The organism is Streptosporangium sp. NPDC005286 (assembly GCF_040607515.1).
GTDB lineage: Bacteria > Actinomycetota > Actinomycetes > Streptosporangiales > Streptosporangiaceae > Streptosporangium.
Genome location: NZ_JBEXGU010000180.1, coordinates 1 through 15823 on the forward strand (window position 1 = coordinate 1; position 15823 = coordinate 15823).

General features: G+C 71.7%; 15 protein-coding genes. 3 read left to right on the top strand and 12 right to left on the bottom strand.

Features of this window, described 5'->3' with window-relative positions; genetic code table 11:
* Positions 1 to 141 precede the first annotated feature (141 nt).
* The 5 genes from aroB to tnpA all read right to left on the bottom strand — a co-directional run bounded on the left by aroB (position 142) and on the right by tnpA (position 4534).
* Positions 142 to 1218, bottom strand: coding sequence for a 3-dehydroquinate synthase (gene aroB, locus ABZU75_RS38910; RefSeq protein ID WP_355565940.1), 1077 nt, complete (start codon positions 1216 to 1218; stop codon positions 142 to 144).
* On the bottom strand, positions 1215 to 1718 hold the full coding sequence (locus tag ABZU75_RS38915) for a shikimate kinase (RefSeq protein WP_355565943.1): 504 nt from the start codon (positions 1716 to 1718) through the stop codon (positions 1215 to 1217). The genes aroB and ABZU75_RS38915 overlap by 4 nt, the downstream gene beginning before the upstream one ends.
* 40 nt (positions 1719 to 1758) lie before the next feature.
* Positions 1759 to 2937, bottom strand: a complete 1179-nt coding sequence (aroC, locus tag ABZU75_RS38920; RefSeq protein WP_355565945.1) for a chorismate synthase — start codon at positions 2935 to 2937, stop codon at positions 1759 to 1761.
* 69 nt (positions 2938 to 3006) lie between these two features.
* Positions 3007 to 3708: an A24 family peptidase gene (locus ABZU75_RS38925; RefSeq protein WP_355565948.1), complete on the bottom strand. Its 702-nt coding sequence runs from the start codon at positions 3706 to 3708 to the stop codon at positions 3007 to 3009.
* 397 nt (positions 3709 to 4105) lie between these two features.
* Entirely contained in the window at positions 4106 to 4534 is a 429-nt protein-coding gene (gene tnpA, locus ABZU75_RS38930) for an IS200/IS605 family transposase (RefSeq protein ID WP_355565951.1), read from the bottom strand.
* Positions 4535 to 4557: 23 nt separating this feature from the next.
* Between tnpA and ABZU75_RS38935 the strand changes: the two genes are divergently transcribed.
* Both ABZU75_RS38935 and ABZU75_RS38940 read left to right on the top strand, forming a co-directional pair.
* Positions 4558 to 5823, top strand: coding sequence for a transposase (locus ABZU75_RS38935; protein WP_355565954.1), 1266 nt, complete (start codon positions 4558 to 4560; stop codon positions 5821 to 5823).
* A gap of 89 nt (positions 5824 to 5912) precedes the next feature.
* Positions 5913 to 6137 (top strand): hypothetical protein, encoded by a 225-nt coding sequence (locus tag ABZU75_RS38940; RefSeq protein WP_355565957.1) that lies wholly within the window; start codon positions 5913 to 5915, stop codon positions 6135 to 6137.
* Here ABZU75_RS38940 and ABZU75_RS38945 read toward each other — a convergent pair.
* The 3 genes from ABZU75_RS38945 to arcC all read right to left on the bottom strand — a co-directional run bounded on the left by ABZU75_RS38945 (position 6058) and on the right by arcC (position 8705).
* On the bottom strand, positions 6058 to 6612 hold the full coding sequence (locus ABZU75_RS38945; RefSeq protein ID WP_350916173.1) for an SseB family protein: 555 nt from the start codon (positions 6610 to 6612) through the stop codon (positions 6058 to 6060). The genes ABZU75_RS38940 and ABZU75_RS38945 overlap by 80 nt on opposite strands.
* A 65-nt stretch (positions 6613 to 6677) precedes the next feature.
* Positions 6678 to 7769, bottom strand: coding sequence for a ring-opening amidohydrolase (locus ABZU75_RS38950; protein WP_350916171.1), 1092 nt, complete (start codon positions 7767 to 7769; stop codon positions 6678 to 6680).
* 27 nt (positions 7770 to 7796) lie between these two features.
* A complete protein-coding gene (gene arcC, locus ABZU75_RS38955) occupies positions 7797 to 8705 on the bottom strand; it encodes a carbamate kinase (protein ID WP_355565961.1) in 909 nt (302 codons plus the stop codon).
* A gap of 262 nt (positions 8706 to 8967) precedes the next feature.
* Between arcC and ABZU75_RS38960 the strand changes: the two genes are divergently transcribed.
* A complete protein-coding gene (locus ABZU75_RS38960) occupies positions 8968 to 9849 on the top strand; it encodes an alpha/beta fold hydrolase (RefSeq protein ID WP_355565964.1) in 882 nt (293 codons plus the stop codon).
* Positions 9850 to 9858: 9 nt separating this feature from the next.
* Here the strand turns inward: ABZU75_RS38960 and ABZU75_RS38965 are convergent, their stop codons facing one another.
* The 4 genes from ABZU75_RS38965 to ABZU75_RS38980 form a co-directional block, all read right to left on the bottom strand.
* Positions 9859 to 10587, bottom strand: a complete 729-nt coding sequence (locus tag ABZU75_RS38965) for an alpha/beta fold hydrolase (protein WP_355565967.1) — start codon at positions 10585 to 10587, stop codon at positions 9859 to 9861.
* 25 nt (positions 10588 to 10612) lie between these two features.
* Positions 10613 to 10825 (bottom strand): MbtH family protein, encoded by a 213-nt coding sequence (locus tag ABZU75_RS38970; protein WP_355565970.1) that lies wholly within the window; start codon positions 10823 to 10825, stop codon positions 10613 to 10615.
* Positions 10822 to 14613, bottom strand: coding sequence for an amino acid adenylation domain-containing protein (locus tag ABZU75_RS38975; RefSeq protein ID WP_355565973.1), 3792 nt, complete (start codon positions 14611 to 14613; stop codon positions 10822 to 10824). Before ABZU75_RS38975 ends, ABZU75_RS38970 begins: the two co-directional genes overlap by 4 nt.
* On the bottom strand, positions 14610 to 15823 hold a 1214-nt coding region (locus ABZU75_RS38980), incomplete at its 5' end, for a condensation domain-containing protein (protein WP_355565976.1). The genes ABZU75_RS38980 and ABZU75_RS38975, both read right to left, overlap by 4 nt.

Sequence of the window (15823 nt, forward strand, 5' to 3'; positions counted from 1 at the left end):
GCCGGGTGCGGCCGCCGGAGCGTGGGAAGTTCCGAGTCGCCCGTATTCAGGAGGTGCTCTCGGCGACGGCGCGCAGGGCCGGCGCGTACGACCTCAGGCCGAGGCCCGCGATACCCGCCGGGAGCACCGGTGTCGTGAAGCTCACCGGGCGATCTCCCGGTAGGCGGCTTCGAGAAGCTCCTCCGAGGGGTCGGACAGCGGGGACACCTTCGCCAGGTCGTCCAGGAGGACGAAGCGCAGCGTGGCACCGCGGCTCTTCTTGTCGAGGCGCATGTGGTCGCGGAGCTCGGGCCAGGCCTCGCGGCGGTAGGCGGTGGGCAGCCCGACCGAGGTCAGGATGGACCTGGTCCGCTCCACGAGGTCGGTACCGATCCTGCCGTCCAGATGAGACAGCTCGGCCGCGTAGACCATGCCGATCGCGACGGCCTCGCCGTGGCGCATCCGGTACCGCTCGACGCGCTCGATGGCGTGGGCCAGGGTGTGGCCGTAGTTGAGGATCTCCCGCAGGCCGCCCTCGCGCAGGTCGGCGCCGACGACGTCGGCCTTGACCTGGATCTTGCGCTCGATCAGCTCGCGGGTGTGCCGCCCCTCGGGGAGCCTGGCCCCCTCGGGGTCGTCCTCGATGAGCGAGAGGATCTTCGGGTCCGCGATGAAACCACCCTTGATGATCTCCGCGAGGCCGCCCACGTAGTCGTCGCGGGGCACCGAGACCAGGGTGGCCAGGTCGCACAGGACCCCCGCCGGCGGGTGGAAGGACCCGACCAGGTTCTTGCCCTCGGGGGTGTTGATACCGGTCTTGCCGCCCACGGCCGCGTCGACCATGCCGAGCAGTGTCGTCGGCACCTGCACCACCTTGACACCGCGCAGCCAGGTGGCGGCGGCGAACCCCGCCAGGTCGGTGGTCGCCCCCCCGCCGACGCCGACCACGGCGTCGGACCGGGTGATGCCCGCGCGGCCGAAGGCCGACCAGAGCTCCGCAGCCACCTCGACGGTCTTGGCGCGCTCGGCGTCGGGCACCGGCAACGGGACCACCTCGTACCCGGCCGCCTCGATCGCGCCGCAGACCGGGCGGGCGATCTCCGGCAGGCTCCCGGGGTGGATCACGGCGACGGTGCGGACCTTCGGCCCGAGCAGGCCGGGCAGCTCGCCGAGCACTCCGGTGCCGACCACCACGTCGTACGGGCTCTCGCCGGCGACCTTGATCCTGGAGATCGTCATGGCTCCAGGCCTCTCACGATCTCGTCGACGATCTGGCCGGGCTCGCGCTCGTCGGTCACCACGACGATCCTGGCCAGCTTCTCGTAGATGGGGCGACGGGCGTCCATCAGCTTCTTCAGCCGGCTGCGCGGGTTCAGCACGAGCAACGGCCGCGCCGAGGCCAGGCCCACCCGCTGGACTGCGTTGGAGAGACCGACCTCCAGGTAGACCACCGGATGCTCGGCCAGCAGCTCGCAGGTGGCCTCGGCGAGGATCGCGCCGCCACCGAGAGAGAGCACGCCGTCGTGCTCGGCCAGCGCCCGCCGTACGGCGTCGGCTTCCAGCTCGCGGAAGATCTCCTCGCCGTCCTCGATGAAGATGTCGCTCACCGGCTTGCCCGCCGTGAGCTCGACGTCGGTGTCGGTGTCGCGGAAGGCGACCCCGAGCCGGTCGGCCAGGAGCTGTCCGATGGTCGACTTGCCCGACCCCGGAGGGCCGATCAGTACTGCACGGGGACTCATCCGGCCTCCTTGGACCGCGGCTCGCCGGCCTGGCGCCCGCTCACTTGATCACCAACGAGGAGAGGTAGCCGGACAGGTTGCGGGCGACCTCCTCGACGGAGTCTCCGCCGAACTTCTCGATCGCGGCGTCGGCCAGGATCAGCGCCACCATGGCCTCGGCGACGATCGCGGCGGCCGGGACCGCGCACACGTCCGAGCGCTCGTGGTGGGCCTTGGCCGCCTCACCGGTCAGCACGTCGACGGTGGCCAGCGCCCTGGGGACCGTGGAGATCGGCTTCATCGCCGCGCTGACGCGCAGCGGCTCGCCGTTGGTCATGCCGCCCTCGACGCCACCGGCCCGGTTGGTGATCCGGCGGATGCCGTCCGCGGTGTTCTCGATCTCGTCGTGGGCCAGAGAGCCGGGGCGGCGGGCCGTCTCGAAGCCGTCGCCGACGGCGACACCCTTGATCGCCTGGATGCCCATCAGGCCGGCCGCGAGGCGGGCGTCGAGCCGGCGGTCCCAGTGGGTGTAGCTGCCCAGGCCCGGCGGCAGGCCGTAGGCGACCACCTCGACGACGCCGCCGAGGGTGTCGCCGTCCTTGCGCGCCCTGTCGATCTCGGCGACCATCGCCGCGCTGCCCTCCGGATCGGCGCAGCGCACCGGGTCGGCGTCGATCGCCGCCAGGTCACCGGGGCCGGGGATGACTCCAGGGGTGGTCGCCGCCCCGCCGATCGAGACGACGTGGCTGACGATGTCGACGCCGAGGGCCTGCTTGAGGAAGCTCCGCGCCACCTGGCCGAGCGCGACACGGGCCGCGGTCTCCCGGGCGCTGGCCCGGTCGAGCACCGGGCGGGCGTCGTCGAAGCCGTACTTCTGCATGCCCGCGAGGTCGGCGTGGCCGGGGCGGGGGCGGGAGCGCGGCGCGTTGCGCGCCTGCCCCTCCAGCACGGCCGGGTCGACGGGGTCGGCCGCCATGACCGTCTCCCATTTGGGCCACTCGGTGTTGCCCACCCGGATGGCGACGGGACTGCCGAGCGTGCGGCCGTGGCGGACCCCGCCCACGATGGTGACGACGTCCTGCTCGAACTTCATCCGTGCCCCGCGGCCATAACCGAGGCGGCGACGGCGCAGCGCCTCGTCCAGCCGGGCGGTGGTCACCTCCACCCCCGCGGGCAGGCCTTCCAGGATCGCGACGAGTTCGGGGCCGTGAGACTCTCCGGCGGTCAACCAACGCAACATGCTGACAAGTCTTCCACGTGTCGCCCACTGGAATGGCCCCGGTTCACGGAGTGAGACATCCGCCGGCGGTCAGAGCGCGGTGAGGACCGCGGCGAGGGTGCCAATGGCCATGAAGGGGCCGAAGGGGATCTCGCTCTTGCGGCCCGCGCGGCGCAGGACCATCAGGGCGGCCCCGTAGACGCCCCCGGCCACCAGGCCGAGGAAGGTCCCGGCGACCAGGGTGTCCCAGCCCAGCCAGCCGAGGGCGGTGCCCAGGCTCGCCGCGAACTTGACGTCGCCCAGCCCCATTCCCGCCGGATTGATCAGGAGCAGCACCAGGTAGAAGCCCGCCAGGGCGAGACCGCCGAGACCCGCGCCGAACAGATCGCCGAGGCGGCCGTCGACGAGGGCCGACGCGGCGAGCGGTACGGCGGTTCCCAGGTAGGCGGCCAGGGTGAGACGGTCGGGCAGCCGGTGGACGGCGGCGTCGACGAAGGACAGGGCGACGGCGACCACCGCCAGCCCGCCGAAGGCGAGCAGTTCTCCGGCCCTCCCGGCCGGGGTGGTCACCGCCTGGGCCGGTACGCCGGGCCAGAGCGCCCGCAGCGCGAGAGCGGCCAGCACCACCGCGGTGGTCACCTCCACGACCCCCGCCACCGGCCGGGGCCGCCCGGACCACTCCCCGTCGGGCACCGAGTGGCGGGCCACCACGCGCCGCGTCCACAGCCCGATCACCGCCCCCGACGCGGCCGCCACCAGGACCGGGAGGAGCGGCGCCGCCACGAGGCTCACGAGACCACCACCGCCCCGAAGACCCGGGGACGCCTGACGGTACGAGGCGGGCGGGGGGGCCGGTGTGCCGGCTCGGCGTACTCGCTCACGGAGCGACCATAATCCGCGAACCCCGGCCCCGCCGGGGATCGCGGGGTTCGAAGTGACCTCCTGATCACCACGGGAGTGAGCGCGTTCGCCATCGTCATCGGCGTCTACCGAAATGCGGGCCGGTGCTCCGGCTCTTCAGGACTCCGCTGTCCAATTCGTTTTCGATCTCCGCGACCTGCGTGCCCGGCACCGGATAACGACGCCAGACGTCGACCGGCGGCAATTGAGCAACAGAGTCCTTCAGGTCGGGGACGAAGTCCCGCGCGGGGAGTGCCCGCCAGGGCACGAGCGTGCCTTTACCCACAGGTCACAGCGGGCGTTGCTGCTGCTCGATGTACTGCTCGAGCACCGTGAGCGGTGCACCGCCGACCGACCCGGCGAAGTAGGACCCCGACCACAAACGCCCGCCCCACAGATATCCGCGAACGTGGGAGGCGTACTCCTTGCGCAGGTAGCGGGAAGACACTCCCTTGAGGCTGTTGACGAGCTTGGACAGGGCGACCTTCGGCGGGTAGCGGATCAGCAGGTGGACGTGGTCGTGGTCGCCGTTGAACTCACGTAGTTCGGCCTCGAAGTCGGCACACACCTCACGCATGATCTCCTCACAGCGGGCCAGCATCGCGTCGGTGAACACTCCACGCCGATATTTGGTGACAAACACCAAATGCGCATGGAGAGTGTGGACGACGTGCCGTCCCGTACGTACATCGGGGTTTGGATTCCAGCGCGGTGACATGAACCAAACGATACGATCCGCTGGTGGAGTCGGTGAAACGTCATCGGGCGCACAAGGCGCGGCTTGATCTCAGCGCGGCCCAGGTGACGGTGCTGGACGGCCAAGCCCATGCCGCCCGCGCGCTGTGGAACCTGCTGCACGAGTACGCCACCTTCCGCCCGGGCCGGCTGGCGTCGTTGAAAGAATGTGACGAGGCGATCCGGGTGGCCCGCCGGGAGATCGACTGGATGGGTCAACTGCCCGCCCAGGCCGCCCAGGCGGTGCTGAAGACCTACCGGCAGGCGTGGGCGAACTTCCTCAACCCCGACCACCCCGCCCGACGGCCCACCTTCAAAAGCCGGTCCCGGTCCCGGATGGCCGTGGACGTCCCCCAGGCCCAGCACCTGAACATCGTCCGCCTGAACCGGCGGTGGGGACTGGTGAACCTGCCCAAAGCCGGGCGGGCCCGGTTCCGGTGGACCAAGGACCTGCCCGGCGTCACCAAAGGCGGCCCCGCCGGGCGCATCACTGGGGCACGGCTGGTCAAGGAACCTGATGGCTGGCACATCGTGTTCCGCACCGAGACCCTGGCCGAACCCGCCGCCGCCCACCAGGGGCCGCAGGTCGGCATCGACCGGGGCATCACCGTCGCCCTGGCCCTGTCGGACGGCACCATGCGTGAGCACGCACCCTGGCTCGGCAATGGCGAGAAAGAACACCTGCGCCGACTGGAGAAGAAAGCGGCCCGCCAGCGGCGCACCCGCCATCGTGGTGAACCGACCTCGCATCGGCTGGCCCGCACCTACGACCAGATCGCCCGGCTTCGCGCGACAGCCAAGCGCCGAGCCGTCGACTGGCAGCACCAGACCACCACCGAACTCGCCGCCACCTTCAGCGTGATCAAGGTGGAGAACCTGCCCATCACCACCATGCTCCGCTCCGCCAAGGGCACCGCCGAAGCCCCAGGCAAGAACGTCAGGCAAAAGGCCGGGCTGAACCGGTCGATCAGCGGGGAGGCCTGGGGCCGGACCGTCACCCTGCTGGAATACAAGACCACAGACCGGGGCGGGCAGGTCGTCAAAGTCCCCGCACCCGGCACCTCACAGACCTGCCACCGGTGCGGCCACCGTGATGCGGCCAGCCGTGCCGGAACCGTGTTCGCCTGTACCAACCCCGACTGCGGATGGGTCGGCCATGCCGACACCAACGCCGCGATCAACATCAACAACGCCGACGGAACAGCGGTGTCAGGACGTGGAGACCTCGGGAATGCCCGGTCTGCGAAGCGTCAACCCCCGCGCGCCGCTTAACCCGACGCGACGGGAGAAACCCCGGCCTCCAGGCCGGGAGGAGTTCAACTGCTCATCCAGTATCGCCGGCGCCTCTGGTCGCCGCGCTGGTGCTCACCCACGGCCTGCCGCTGATCGACCGGGTGCACCTGGGGCTCGCCCAGCAGAACGGCGTGACCGCGGTGATCCTCGCCCTGGTCTTCGAGCGCGACTTCGGCGGGTTCGTCGCCGTGATCGCCCCGGCGATTCTGACGGTCAACCTCGTCCACGCGGTGGCCAACCGAACCGCCGACGCCTGGGAGGCTCGGCGATCTCTTCCATCCGTGCCACTGTGACCTCGGGGCCCAGCTCGTCAAGGGTGCCCGACTCGACCGCGGCGAGTGCCCGCAGCAGAGCACCCTCGATCACGAAGGGCACCGGGCCCGCGACGTCGATCACCACCGCGGCGGTGTTCTCGTGCACCGCCGCCTGGCAGACCTGAAGGATGGTGGCCTGGATGGGCCTGGCGTCCCGGCGCCACCGCCGCAGCGGCTCCATCCCGGTGAAGGAGAGCACCGCCTCGCGCCCGTCCGCGCCGACGAGCTTCGGCAGGGCCATCTCGCTCTCCTTCTCCTGCCGCAACCCGTGCTCGCCGATCTCCGACTCCTTCAACAGGGCGACCACGGGCACGAGCAGCCGTGTTCCGCTCAGCGCGGCGACGACCGCACCGGCCTCCGCCTCCCCCGCGGCGAAGGCGGCGAGCGCGGATGTCACGGTGGCGTCGGCGGCGCCGTCGTCGCCGGGGACCAGGGGCTGCGGAATACTCGGCACGAACCGGGAGCCTACCCGCGGTGGCGCTCGGGGAGGATTTCCGCCCCGCCCCGAGCGCGTACCCGTCAGCCGAGGTCGGCGATGGCGGCCACCGGGCCGCCGCCGCTCGGGCCCTGGTGGACCGCGGCGACCGAGACGAACACGGCCGGGTCACCGGTGACGCTGGCCGCGACGCCGCCCACGGTGGCCTTGATCTGGCGGTGCCAGTGCACGTCTGAGTCGTCGAGCATGATGTTGCGGCGGCCCCGCACGCTGCCCGACGGGTCGGCCTCGCACTTCATGAAGACGTTGACCAGCCGGTCACCCAGGTCGGACGGGTGGGGGCGGTCGGGCAGCTCGATGCCACTGGAGCGGATGGCCTCCCAGATGCCGTCGGCGTCCAGCGCGTCCCTCATGACCGAGTGGCCGATCCGGTAGCGGCCACCGATGCCCCGTACGTTGCCGACGACCACGATCTGGGCCCGGTCCAGCTCGACGCCGGAGGAGCACGAGGCGACGGAGGAGTAGAGCGACAGGTCGCGGTGGATCTGGTCGGCGGCGGGCATCTCGATCTCACCGAGCGCGACGGCGATGCCGAGCGCGGTGGTGGAGTTGGAGATGTCCATCGACGGGCCGGTGTCCTCGATCACCACGTCCTTGCCGCGCGACTTGGCGTCGTTGATCGTGGACAGGGTGAGCAGCGGGGTCTTGGTCTGGACGTAGTGCACGTCGGCGGGATCGTCGATCCCGGCGAGCTTCATGGCCTCACGCACTCCGGCGGCCACCTTCTCCACCATCGCGGGCCGGCCGATGTCCTCGGGCAGGATCACATCGCTCATCGCGATGCCGACGCTCACCCGCGGCTCGTCGCTCGGCTCGGCGTTCGCCGTGGTGGCGAAGATCGTGGCATGCGGGCTGAGCACGCCGTCGGTGCCTCCCGACCACACCAGCGGCACGCTCTCGGGGGAAGGATGTCCCTTGGCCTCCAGCACCTCGCGAAAGGCCCTGTCGGCCAGGATCCGGGTGTAGTCGTTCACCCCGCCGTTGCCCTCGGTCTTGCCGATCACCGCGAGCACCCGGTGCGCCTCGATCACCCCGTCGTCGATGAGCCGGGCCAGCCCGGAGGCGTCGGTCACGCTCTCGATGGGCACCTTGCGCACTTCAATGGGTTCCGGCATCCCTGCCACCTTTCAATCGCGTCGTGTTCACTTTCGCACCACGGTGCCGCTCTCGCCGGTGAGCGCCGCCCCGATGTTCTCCAAGGAGGTGATCACCGACCGGTCGCCGCCCTGCTCGACGAAGCGCAGCGCGGCCTCGACCTTCGGCCCCATGCTGCCGCCGGCGAAGTGCCCGGCGGCGTGTAGTACGCGCAACTCGGCCGCGGTGACGGCGCCCAGGGGTCTGGCCTGGGCCGTGCCGAACCCGACGACGGCCCCGGGGACGTCCGTCGCGATGACCAGGACCGTGGCCCGCACGTCCCGGGCGAGCACCGCCGCCGCCAGATCCTTGTCGATCACGGCCTCGACCCCGCCCAGCCGCCCTCCGGCGTCGCGGGCCACCGGCACGCCGCCACCACCCGCGGCCACGACGGTGAAGCCCGCGGCCACCAGCGCGGCGATCGCGGGGGCGTCGAGGATCTCCAGCGGCTCGGGGGAGGCCACCACGCGGCGCCAGCCCCGGTCGAAGCGGCGCCAGGTCTGCCCGAGCTCCTCGAAGCGACGGGCCTCCGCCTCGCTGAAGTAGCGGCCGATCGGCTTGACCGGGTCCTGGAAGGCCGGGTCGGCGGGGTCGACGAGCGTGCGGGTGACCACGACGGCCGCGCGGCCGTCGAGCGCGTTGAGGACGAGGGTGCCTATGGTGGCCTGCGTCTGTGCCCCGCACCAGTCGAGCGGCACCGGGGGCACGACGTGCGCGGCGAGCTGGTTCTTCAGGATCAGGTTGCCGACCTGGGGGCCGTTGCCATGGGTGAGGGTCACCTGGTGGCCGTCCGCGATGAGCGCGGCGACATGGCGGACGGCCTGCTCGACCGCGCGGCGCTGGTCACCAGGTGAGGCCCCGCCGTCGGGCCCCGTCATCGCGTTGCCACCGAGCGCGATCAGTACTCGTTCACCCACAGGCTGACGCTAACGGCCCCCACGCCTCGTCTCATGGGCACTCACTGCCCAAGGAAGGCCAACTCTTCGACACAATCCGCCAGCCGAGCGGTCTCCGGAGGCGTAGACGCCCCCGGCTGTGGCGGCGGGAGAGGGCGTTCCCCGGCCCCGCTTGTTGCGAGAGTGCCAACTTTGCGGCGGCAACAGGCGCGGGCAGGGCATAGCTCCGGTGCGGGGTGGCGAGAAAGGCTCTTGTCCGGCGTTCTTTCTGAGGAGAGATCGAGTGGGGCAGCTCCGTCTCGGCCACATCATCGTGATCGTCCTGTGTGTCGTGACGGGGTTCGCGGTGCTCACCGTCGCGGCCGGCACGCTCACCGGCGGGCGGTCCGCGTCTCCGCCGCCCAAGGTGGACATGGTCGCCGAGGCCGGACGGCTGGCCTCGGAAGGACTGTCGAAGGCCAACGACTTCGACTGCCGGCCCCGCCAGGACGCGCCGTACCCGGTGGTGCTCGTCCACGGCGCGCGAAGCACGGGGGCGGCGACCTGGCCCGTCGCGGCCCCCTACCTGAGCAAGCAGGGCTACTGCGTCTTCGCCCTCGACTACGGCTGGAGCAACTCGATCAGGCGCTCGGCCCGGACGCTGGGAAACTTCGTGGACGGGGTGCTCCAGGCCACCGGGGCCGAGAAGGTGGCGATCGTCGGGCACAGCCTCGGAGGGATCGTCCCCCGGGCGTACATGCGCTCGGAGGGCGGGGCGGGCAAGGTGTCCGAGCTGGTCACCCTGGGGGCGCCGCACCACGAGCTGACCGGGGAGCTGCGCAGGAGCTGCGGCGGGGAGACGGTCTGCGACGAGCTCCACTCGGACTCGGCCCTGATGAAGGAGCTCAACACCCCCTCCATGGTCGAGCCCGGCGTCGACTACACCGCGCTCGGGCTGAAGGCCGAGCAGGAGGCCGCCTCGACCTTCGTCGAGGGGCCGCCCGAGCAGGTGACCAACCGGATGCTCCAGGACGACTGCCCGCTCAAGGGGATCATCGAGGGTGCCATCGGGCACAACCTGGAGGCGCTCGATCCGGTGATGCTCTCCTATGTCAACAAGGCGCTGGAGACTCCCGGGCCGATGCCTCGCGACTACCGGCCGGACTGCTTCGCGCTCATCCTCTGATCGGCTCGTTCATCCCCCGAGCAGCCGGGTGATCTCCCCGACCACCGGCGCGCGCTGCGGCTGCAGGTAGAAGTGGTCGCCGGGAAAGACCGTGAGGGAGAAGTCGGAGATCGTGCGGGCCTCCCACGACTTGGCCTGGGCCGGGGTGACCTCCGGGTCCGCGTCGCCGACGAGAGCGGAGATCGGGGTGTGCAGCGGGGGTCCCGGGCGATGGCGGTAGGCCTCGACCAGCCGGAAGTCGGCGCGGATGTAGGGCAGGACGATCTCGCGCATCGCCCGGTGGGCGAGGATCTCCACCTCGGTACCGCCGAGCTTGGCCAGCTCGGCGACGAGGCGGTCGTCGTCGTAATCCGAGATCGCGATCCTCTCCCGGGGATCGTGCGGTGCCCTCACCCCGGACACCAGCAGCCGCGCCGGGGCGAGTCCCCTGGCCTCCAGGCGGCGGGTGACCTCGTAGGCGAGCATCGCTCCCATGCTGTGCCCGAACAGCGCGAAACGCCGGTCCAGCAGCGGCAACATCGCCTCGGTCACCAGGTCGGCCAGCGTGTCCATGTCCTGGGGCGACGGTTCTCCGAACCGGTCCGCCCTGCCCGGCAGCTGCGTCGCGTGGAGCTCGACGGAGTCGGGTAGCAGCGCGGGCCAGTCCCGGTAGGCGGTGGCCGACCCGCCCGCGTGCGTGAAGCAGAACAGCCGCGTGGTCGCCCCCGGGCGGGGGGAGGCGCAGCGCAGCCAGGTCATGCGATTCCCCCGTGCACTCGGCCGCTCACTGTTCCATCGCCCTGATCAGGCTGTTGGGCCGCATGTCGGTCCAGTTGGCCTCGATGTGGTCCAGGCAGGCCTGCCTGGAGTCCTCACCGAAGGCGACGGTCCAGCCCGCCGGGATCTCCGACCAGGCGGGCCAGAGAGAATACTGGCCCTCGTCGTTGATCAACGCCAGATAGACGCCCTCGGGGTCCTCGAATGGGTTGCTGCTCACTCTGTGTCCTCTCTGAGAAGGGCGGCGATCTCCGCAATAGGCCCGGGACTCAACATGTTCGCATGGTCGCAGGCGACCTGGTGATCATGGATGGCGCCGGTGACGTACGGCTTCCAGTCGGCGGCCGTGGGACCGCCCTCCTCGTGGCCGTGAGCCGCGGTCACGAAGAGCACATCCCCCTCGAACATCCTCGGCGCGTACTCCTCGGAAATCTTCACACCGTTCCGGTAGTTCCGGTAGACCGCCGTCAGCGTCCGCTCGTCCAGCGTGGCGTACGGGCCGCCCTGCTCGCGCAGGAACTCCACGACGTCGCCGATCTCGCCCGGCCCGTCGTAGTCGATGGCCGAGAGCAACTCGACCAGCACGTCACGCTCGTCCGGGTTGATCTCCTGGCCCGGGTAGGAGTCGAGCAGCGCCAGCAGCGCGACCTCCTCCCCTCGCTCGCGCAACTCCACGGCCATGGCGTGGGCGATCAGACCGCCCATGGACCAGCCCGCCAGCCGGTACGGCCCGTGCGGCCGGACCTGGAGCAGGCGCTCCAGGTAGTCCAGGGCCATCGCCTCGATCGACGGGGCCACGTAGTCGGGCTCGGCCAGCACCCTGGCCTGGAAGGCGTAAAGGGGCTGGTCAGGGCCGAGGTGGCGGAGCAGTCCCGCGTACGGCCAGCCGAGCCCGGCACCGGGGTGCACGCAGAACAGCGGCGGCCGGGAGCCCGAGGCACGCAGCGGGAGCAGCATCTCCAGGCCTCCCTCTCCAAGGTCCCGCGTGCTCTCCCCCTGCGCGCGGGCGAGCGCCTCGGCCGTCTGGTGGGCGAACACCTCGCGCGGGCTGATCACCAGCCCCTCCCGCGCCGCGAGGGAGACCAGCCGGATCACCCCGATGCTGTCACCCCCCAGGTCGAAGAATCCGTCGTCGGCGCCGACCCGCTCCAGGCCGAGCACCTGGGCGAACAGCCGGCAGAGCGACTCCTCCTCAGGGGTGCCAGGGTCGCGCCCCGCGGTGGGGGCGGACCCCGAGGGCAGGGCGGCGCGGTCCACCTTCCCGTTCGGGGTGAGCGGCAGCGCGCCCAGGCCGATCACCGACGACGGCACCATGTACTCGGGGAGCGTCCGCCCGGCGAACCGCCGCAGTTCCTCGGGCGCCACGGTGCCGACCACGTAGGCGAGCAGGCGGCGGTCGCGGACGGTCACGGCCACCTGGACGACATCCGGGTGCCCTGCCAGGGCCGCCTCGATCTCCGCCGGCTCGATGCGGAACCCCCGGATCTTGACCTGGCGGTCGGCACGGGCCAGGTACTCCAGCACGCCGTCCGCCGACCACCTGACCACGTCCCCGGTCCGGTACATCCGCCCGCCGTACGGGCAGGCGACGAACCGTTCCGCGGTCAGCGCCGGGCGGCCGAGATAACCGCGGGCCAGCCCGGCGCCCGCCAGGTACAGCTCGCCCGGCACCCCCGGCGGGACCGGCCGCAGGAAGCCGTCCAGCACGTAGGCGCGCATGCCGTCCATGGCCCGCCCGATGGGCGGCGTGCCGACGCGGGAGACAGCGGAGACAGGGTGGTGGGTGGCGTACGTCGTGGCCTCGGTGGGCCCGTAGACATGGCCGAGCAGGGTCCGCGGGCAGGCCGCCAGTACCCGGCGCATGGCCGCGGCCGAGGCGGCCTCACCGCCGGTGAGGACCTCGGCGAGCGGCGCGAACGTGCCCGGCGCCTCCTCCGCGACCAGGTTGAACAGTGCCGTCGTGATGAACAGCGCGGTCAGGCGGTGCCTGGCGACGAGGCCGGCGAACGCGTCGGGCCCGAGGTCGCCCGGCGGCGCGACGACGACGGTACCGCCACGGAGCAGCGGCACCCAGATCTCGTATGTGGAGGCGTCGAAGGCGTGCGGCGAGTGCATCAGCACCCGCCGGTGCCGCTCCCACCTGCGATCCGCGGCCAGGGCCACGACGTCGCGCTGCCGCACCGCGACCCCCTTCGGCGTTCCCGTCGAACCCGAGGTGTAGATGACGTACGCGAGATGCTCGGGGTGAACCTCGACCCGCGGCTCCGGCGGTGCCGGATCGGCCGGGACGGGCTCGTCCACCCGGACCACCTCGGCGGCGTGCTCGAATCCGGGAGTGCGGTCGGTGACCAGTACCGGAGCGCCGGTGTCGGCCATCACCCAGCTCATCCGGTCCGGTGGGTGGCCGTGGTGGATCGGGACGTAGGCTCCCCCCGCCTTGGCGATGGCCAGGGTCGTCACGACCACGTCGGCGGACCTGTCGAGCAGGACCGCGACCGGCGTCTCAGCGCGGACGCCCAGCCCGACCAGCCGGCGAGCCAGCCGGTCGGCCCGGCCGTCCAGCTCGGCGTAGCTGAGGGAGAAACCGTCGCCGACGACGGCCTCGGCATCCGGTGCCCGCCGCACCCGCTCGGCGAAGGCACCCGCGATCGTCGTCGCGGCCCCGGGCACGGGCAGGGGTTCGGGGCCGTTCCAGTCGTCAAGGATCCGGACGCGCTCGTCGGCGGAGAGCGGGTCGAGCCGGGCGAGCGGCAGCTCGGGGTCGGTGGCGACGGCCTTGAGAAGAAGGACGAGCCTGTCCAGGAGCCTGACGGCCTCAGCGTGGGGGACGACGTCGGGGCGGTGGTCGAGTCGCAGGGAGAGCCGCTCACCGGGGACGACCGCCAGGGCCAGCGGGTAGTGGGTCGCGTCGCTGCCCGAGGCACCCGCGAGCCGCGGTCCCGCTTCCACGCCCGCTTCCACGGAACGGCCGTTCAGGGTCGCGGTGTCGAGAGGGTAGTTCTCCAGGACCGTCATGGTGTCGAAGAGCTGCCCCAGCCCGCAGGCGCGCTGGATGTCGGACAGGCCGAGGTGGTGATGGGCGAACAGCTCGGACTGCTCCGCCTGGAGGCGTTCGAGCAGCCCGGCCAGGGTCTCGGCGGGGTGCAGCCGGACCCGGACCGGCAGGGTGTTGATGAACAGTCCGATCATGCGTTCGGCGCCGGGCAGCTCGGGTGGGCGGCCGGAGACCGTACCGCCGAAGACGACGTCGTCGCGGCCGGTCAGCTGGGCCAGCAGCAGAGCCCAGACCCCCTGGACCGCCGTGTTGAGGGTGAGCGATCGGGCGCGCAGGACGGAGCTGAGGCGGCCGGTGAGATCCCTGTCGAGCTGGGCTCGGACGCATCCGGGATTCACCGGCGTCCGGATGACGAGGTCTGCGGCGACGAGGGTCGGCCCGGCGACCCCGTCCAGGGCACGGCACCACGCCTCCCGCGCGGCGGCCCGGTCCTGGCGTGCCAGCCAGGCCAGATGGTCGCGGTACGGCGGCGCGGGGGCGGGTTCCCGGCCCGAGTACAGCGCGAACAGCTCGGCCGCCAGCAGCGGTGTCGACCAGCCGTCCAGCAGGATGTGATGGTTGGTGAAAACCAGCCGGTATCTCTGGGGACCACTCCGTACCAGCACGAACCGCATCAGCGGCGGCCGGGACAGGTCGAACCGCCGGGCCCGCTCCTCGGCGGCCACCGTCTCGGCGTCGGTCCCCGCCACCTCCCGCCACGGCACCTCCACCCGCCGGTGCACCAACTGCACGGGATCGCCCCCCGCCCGCTGCCGGAACGAGGCCCGCAGGTTGGCGTGACGGTGCACCAGCCGACAGGCCGCGTCCCGCAGCGCGGGGACGTCGAGGGCGCCCTCCAGCTCCAGCACGAGCTGCGCGGTGTAGACGTCGGGCGCCGCCTCGTCGAACAGGGCGTGGAAGAACAGGCCCTGTTGCAGCGGCGACAACGGCAGGATGTCCTCAAGCTGGCTCACCGTGCGCTCCACTCCGCGTCGAGTTCCGCCGCGAACGCGTCGATCTCTTCCTGGCCGATGGAGATCAGCAGGTCCGACGGGGTCAGACCGTCTCCGGTGTGTCGGGACAGGCCGGTGAGGGCGGTGAACCACGCCTCGGCCAGCTCCCTGACCTGCTCCTCGCCGTACAGGCGCCCGGCCCACGACCAGGTCGCCGAGAGGCGCGGCCCGTCCGGCAGGTCCCTGGTGAGGGCGTTGACCTCCAGCGCGTGCGGGAGCGCGAGGTCGGCCGCGTGCCCTCCGCCCACCGCCTCCGACTCGGGCGCCGGGGACCAGTCCGCACCTGTGGCGGCCTCGACGCGGCCGAGGTAGTTGAAAGCCAGCTCCGGTACGGGACACCGGGCCAGTTCCCGCGCGGTGACGGGGTTGAGGTGGCGGAGCAGGCCGTAACCGATGCCTTCGCCGGGAGTCGCACGGAGCTGCTCCTTGACCCGTTTTATCGCCCGCGCGGCGGTGGGACCCGAAAGGTCGGTCCAGTCGGCGGGGCCCGGGTCGAGCCTGACGGGGTGGATGGTGGTGAACCAGCCCACGGTCCTGGACAGGTCGGCGTCGGGGAAGATCTCCGCACGGCCGTGCCCCTCCAGGTCGAGCAGCACCTCCCGCTGCCCGGTGCAGCGGGTCACCGCCAGCGCGAGCCCGGCGAGCAGCACGTCGTTGACCCGGCCGCGGAACGCCGCCGGGAGCCGGGTGAGCAGCGGAACGGTGACATCGGCGGGAAGTTCGAGCGTGAGGTGGCGCTGGGTGGCGAAGGTGTCCGTGGACGGGTCCAGCCGCCCGGTGCCGCCACCGAGCGTGCGGGTCCAGTGATCGAGCTCGCCGGTCCTGCGGGCCGTCTCGTCGTGCAGGCGGTGTGCCCAGGTACGGAAGGAGGTGGGCACCGGCTCCAGTACCGGGACTCTCACCTGAGCGACCGCTCCCTGAAGGAGCCCTTCTTGAGCGGTCGCGTCTTGCCGGGTGACCCGTTCGTGCGCTGTCGTCTTTCGCGGGGCCGATCGTTGGATGGCCCCTTCGTGAACTGCCGCCTGCGGGACCGCTTCCTGACCGGTCGCGTGCCAGGCGGTGAACAGGTCCGGCAGCAGGATGCGCCAGGACACCCCGTCCACCGCCAGATGATGCACCGTCACCACCAACCGGCCCGACACCTCCGGTCCGGCATCCAACCACGCCACCC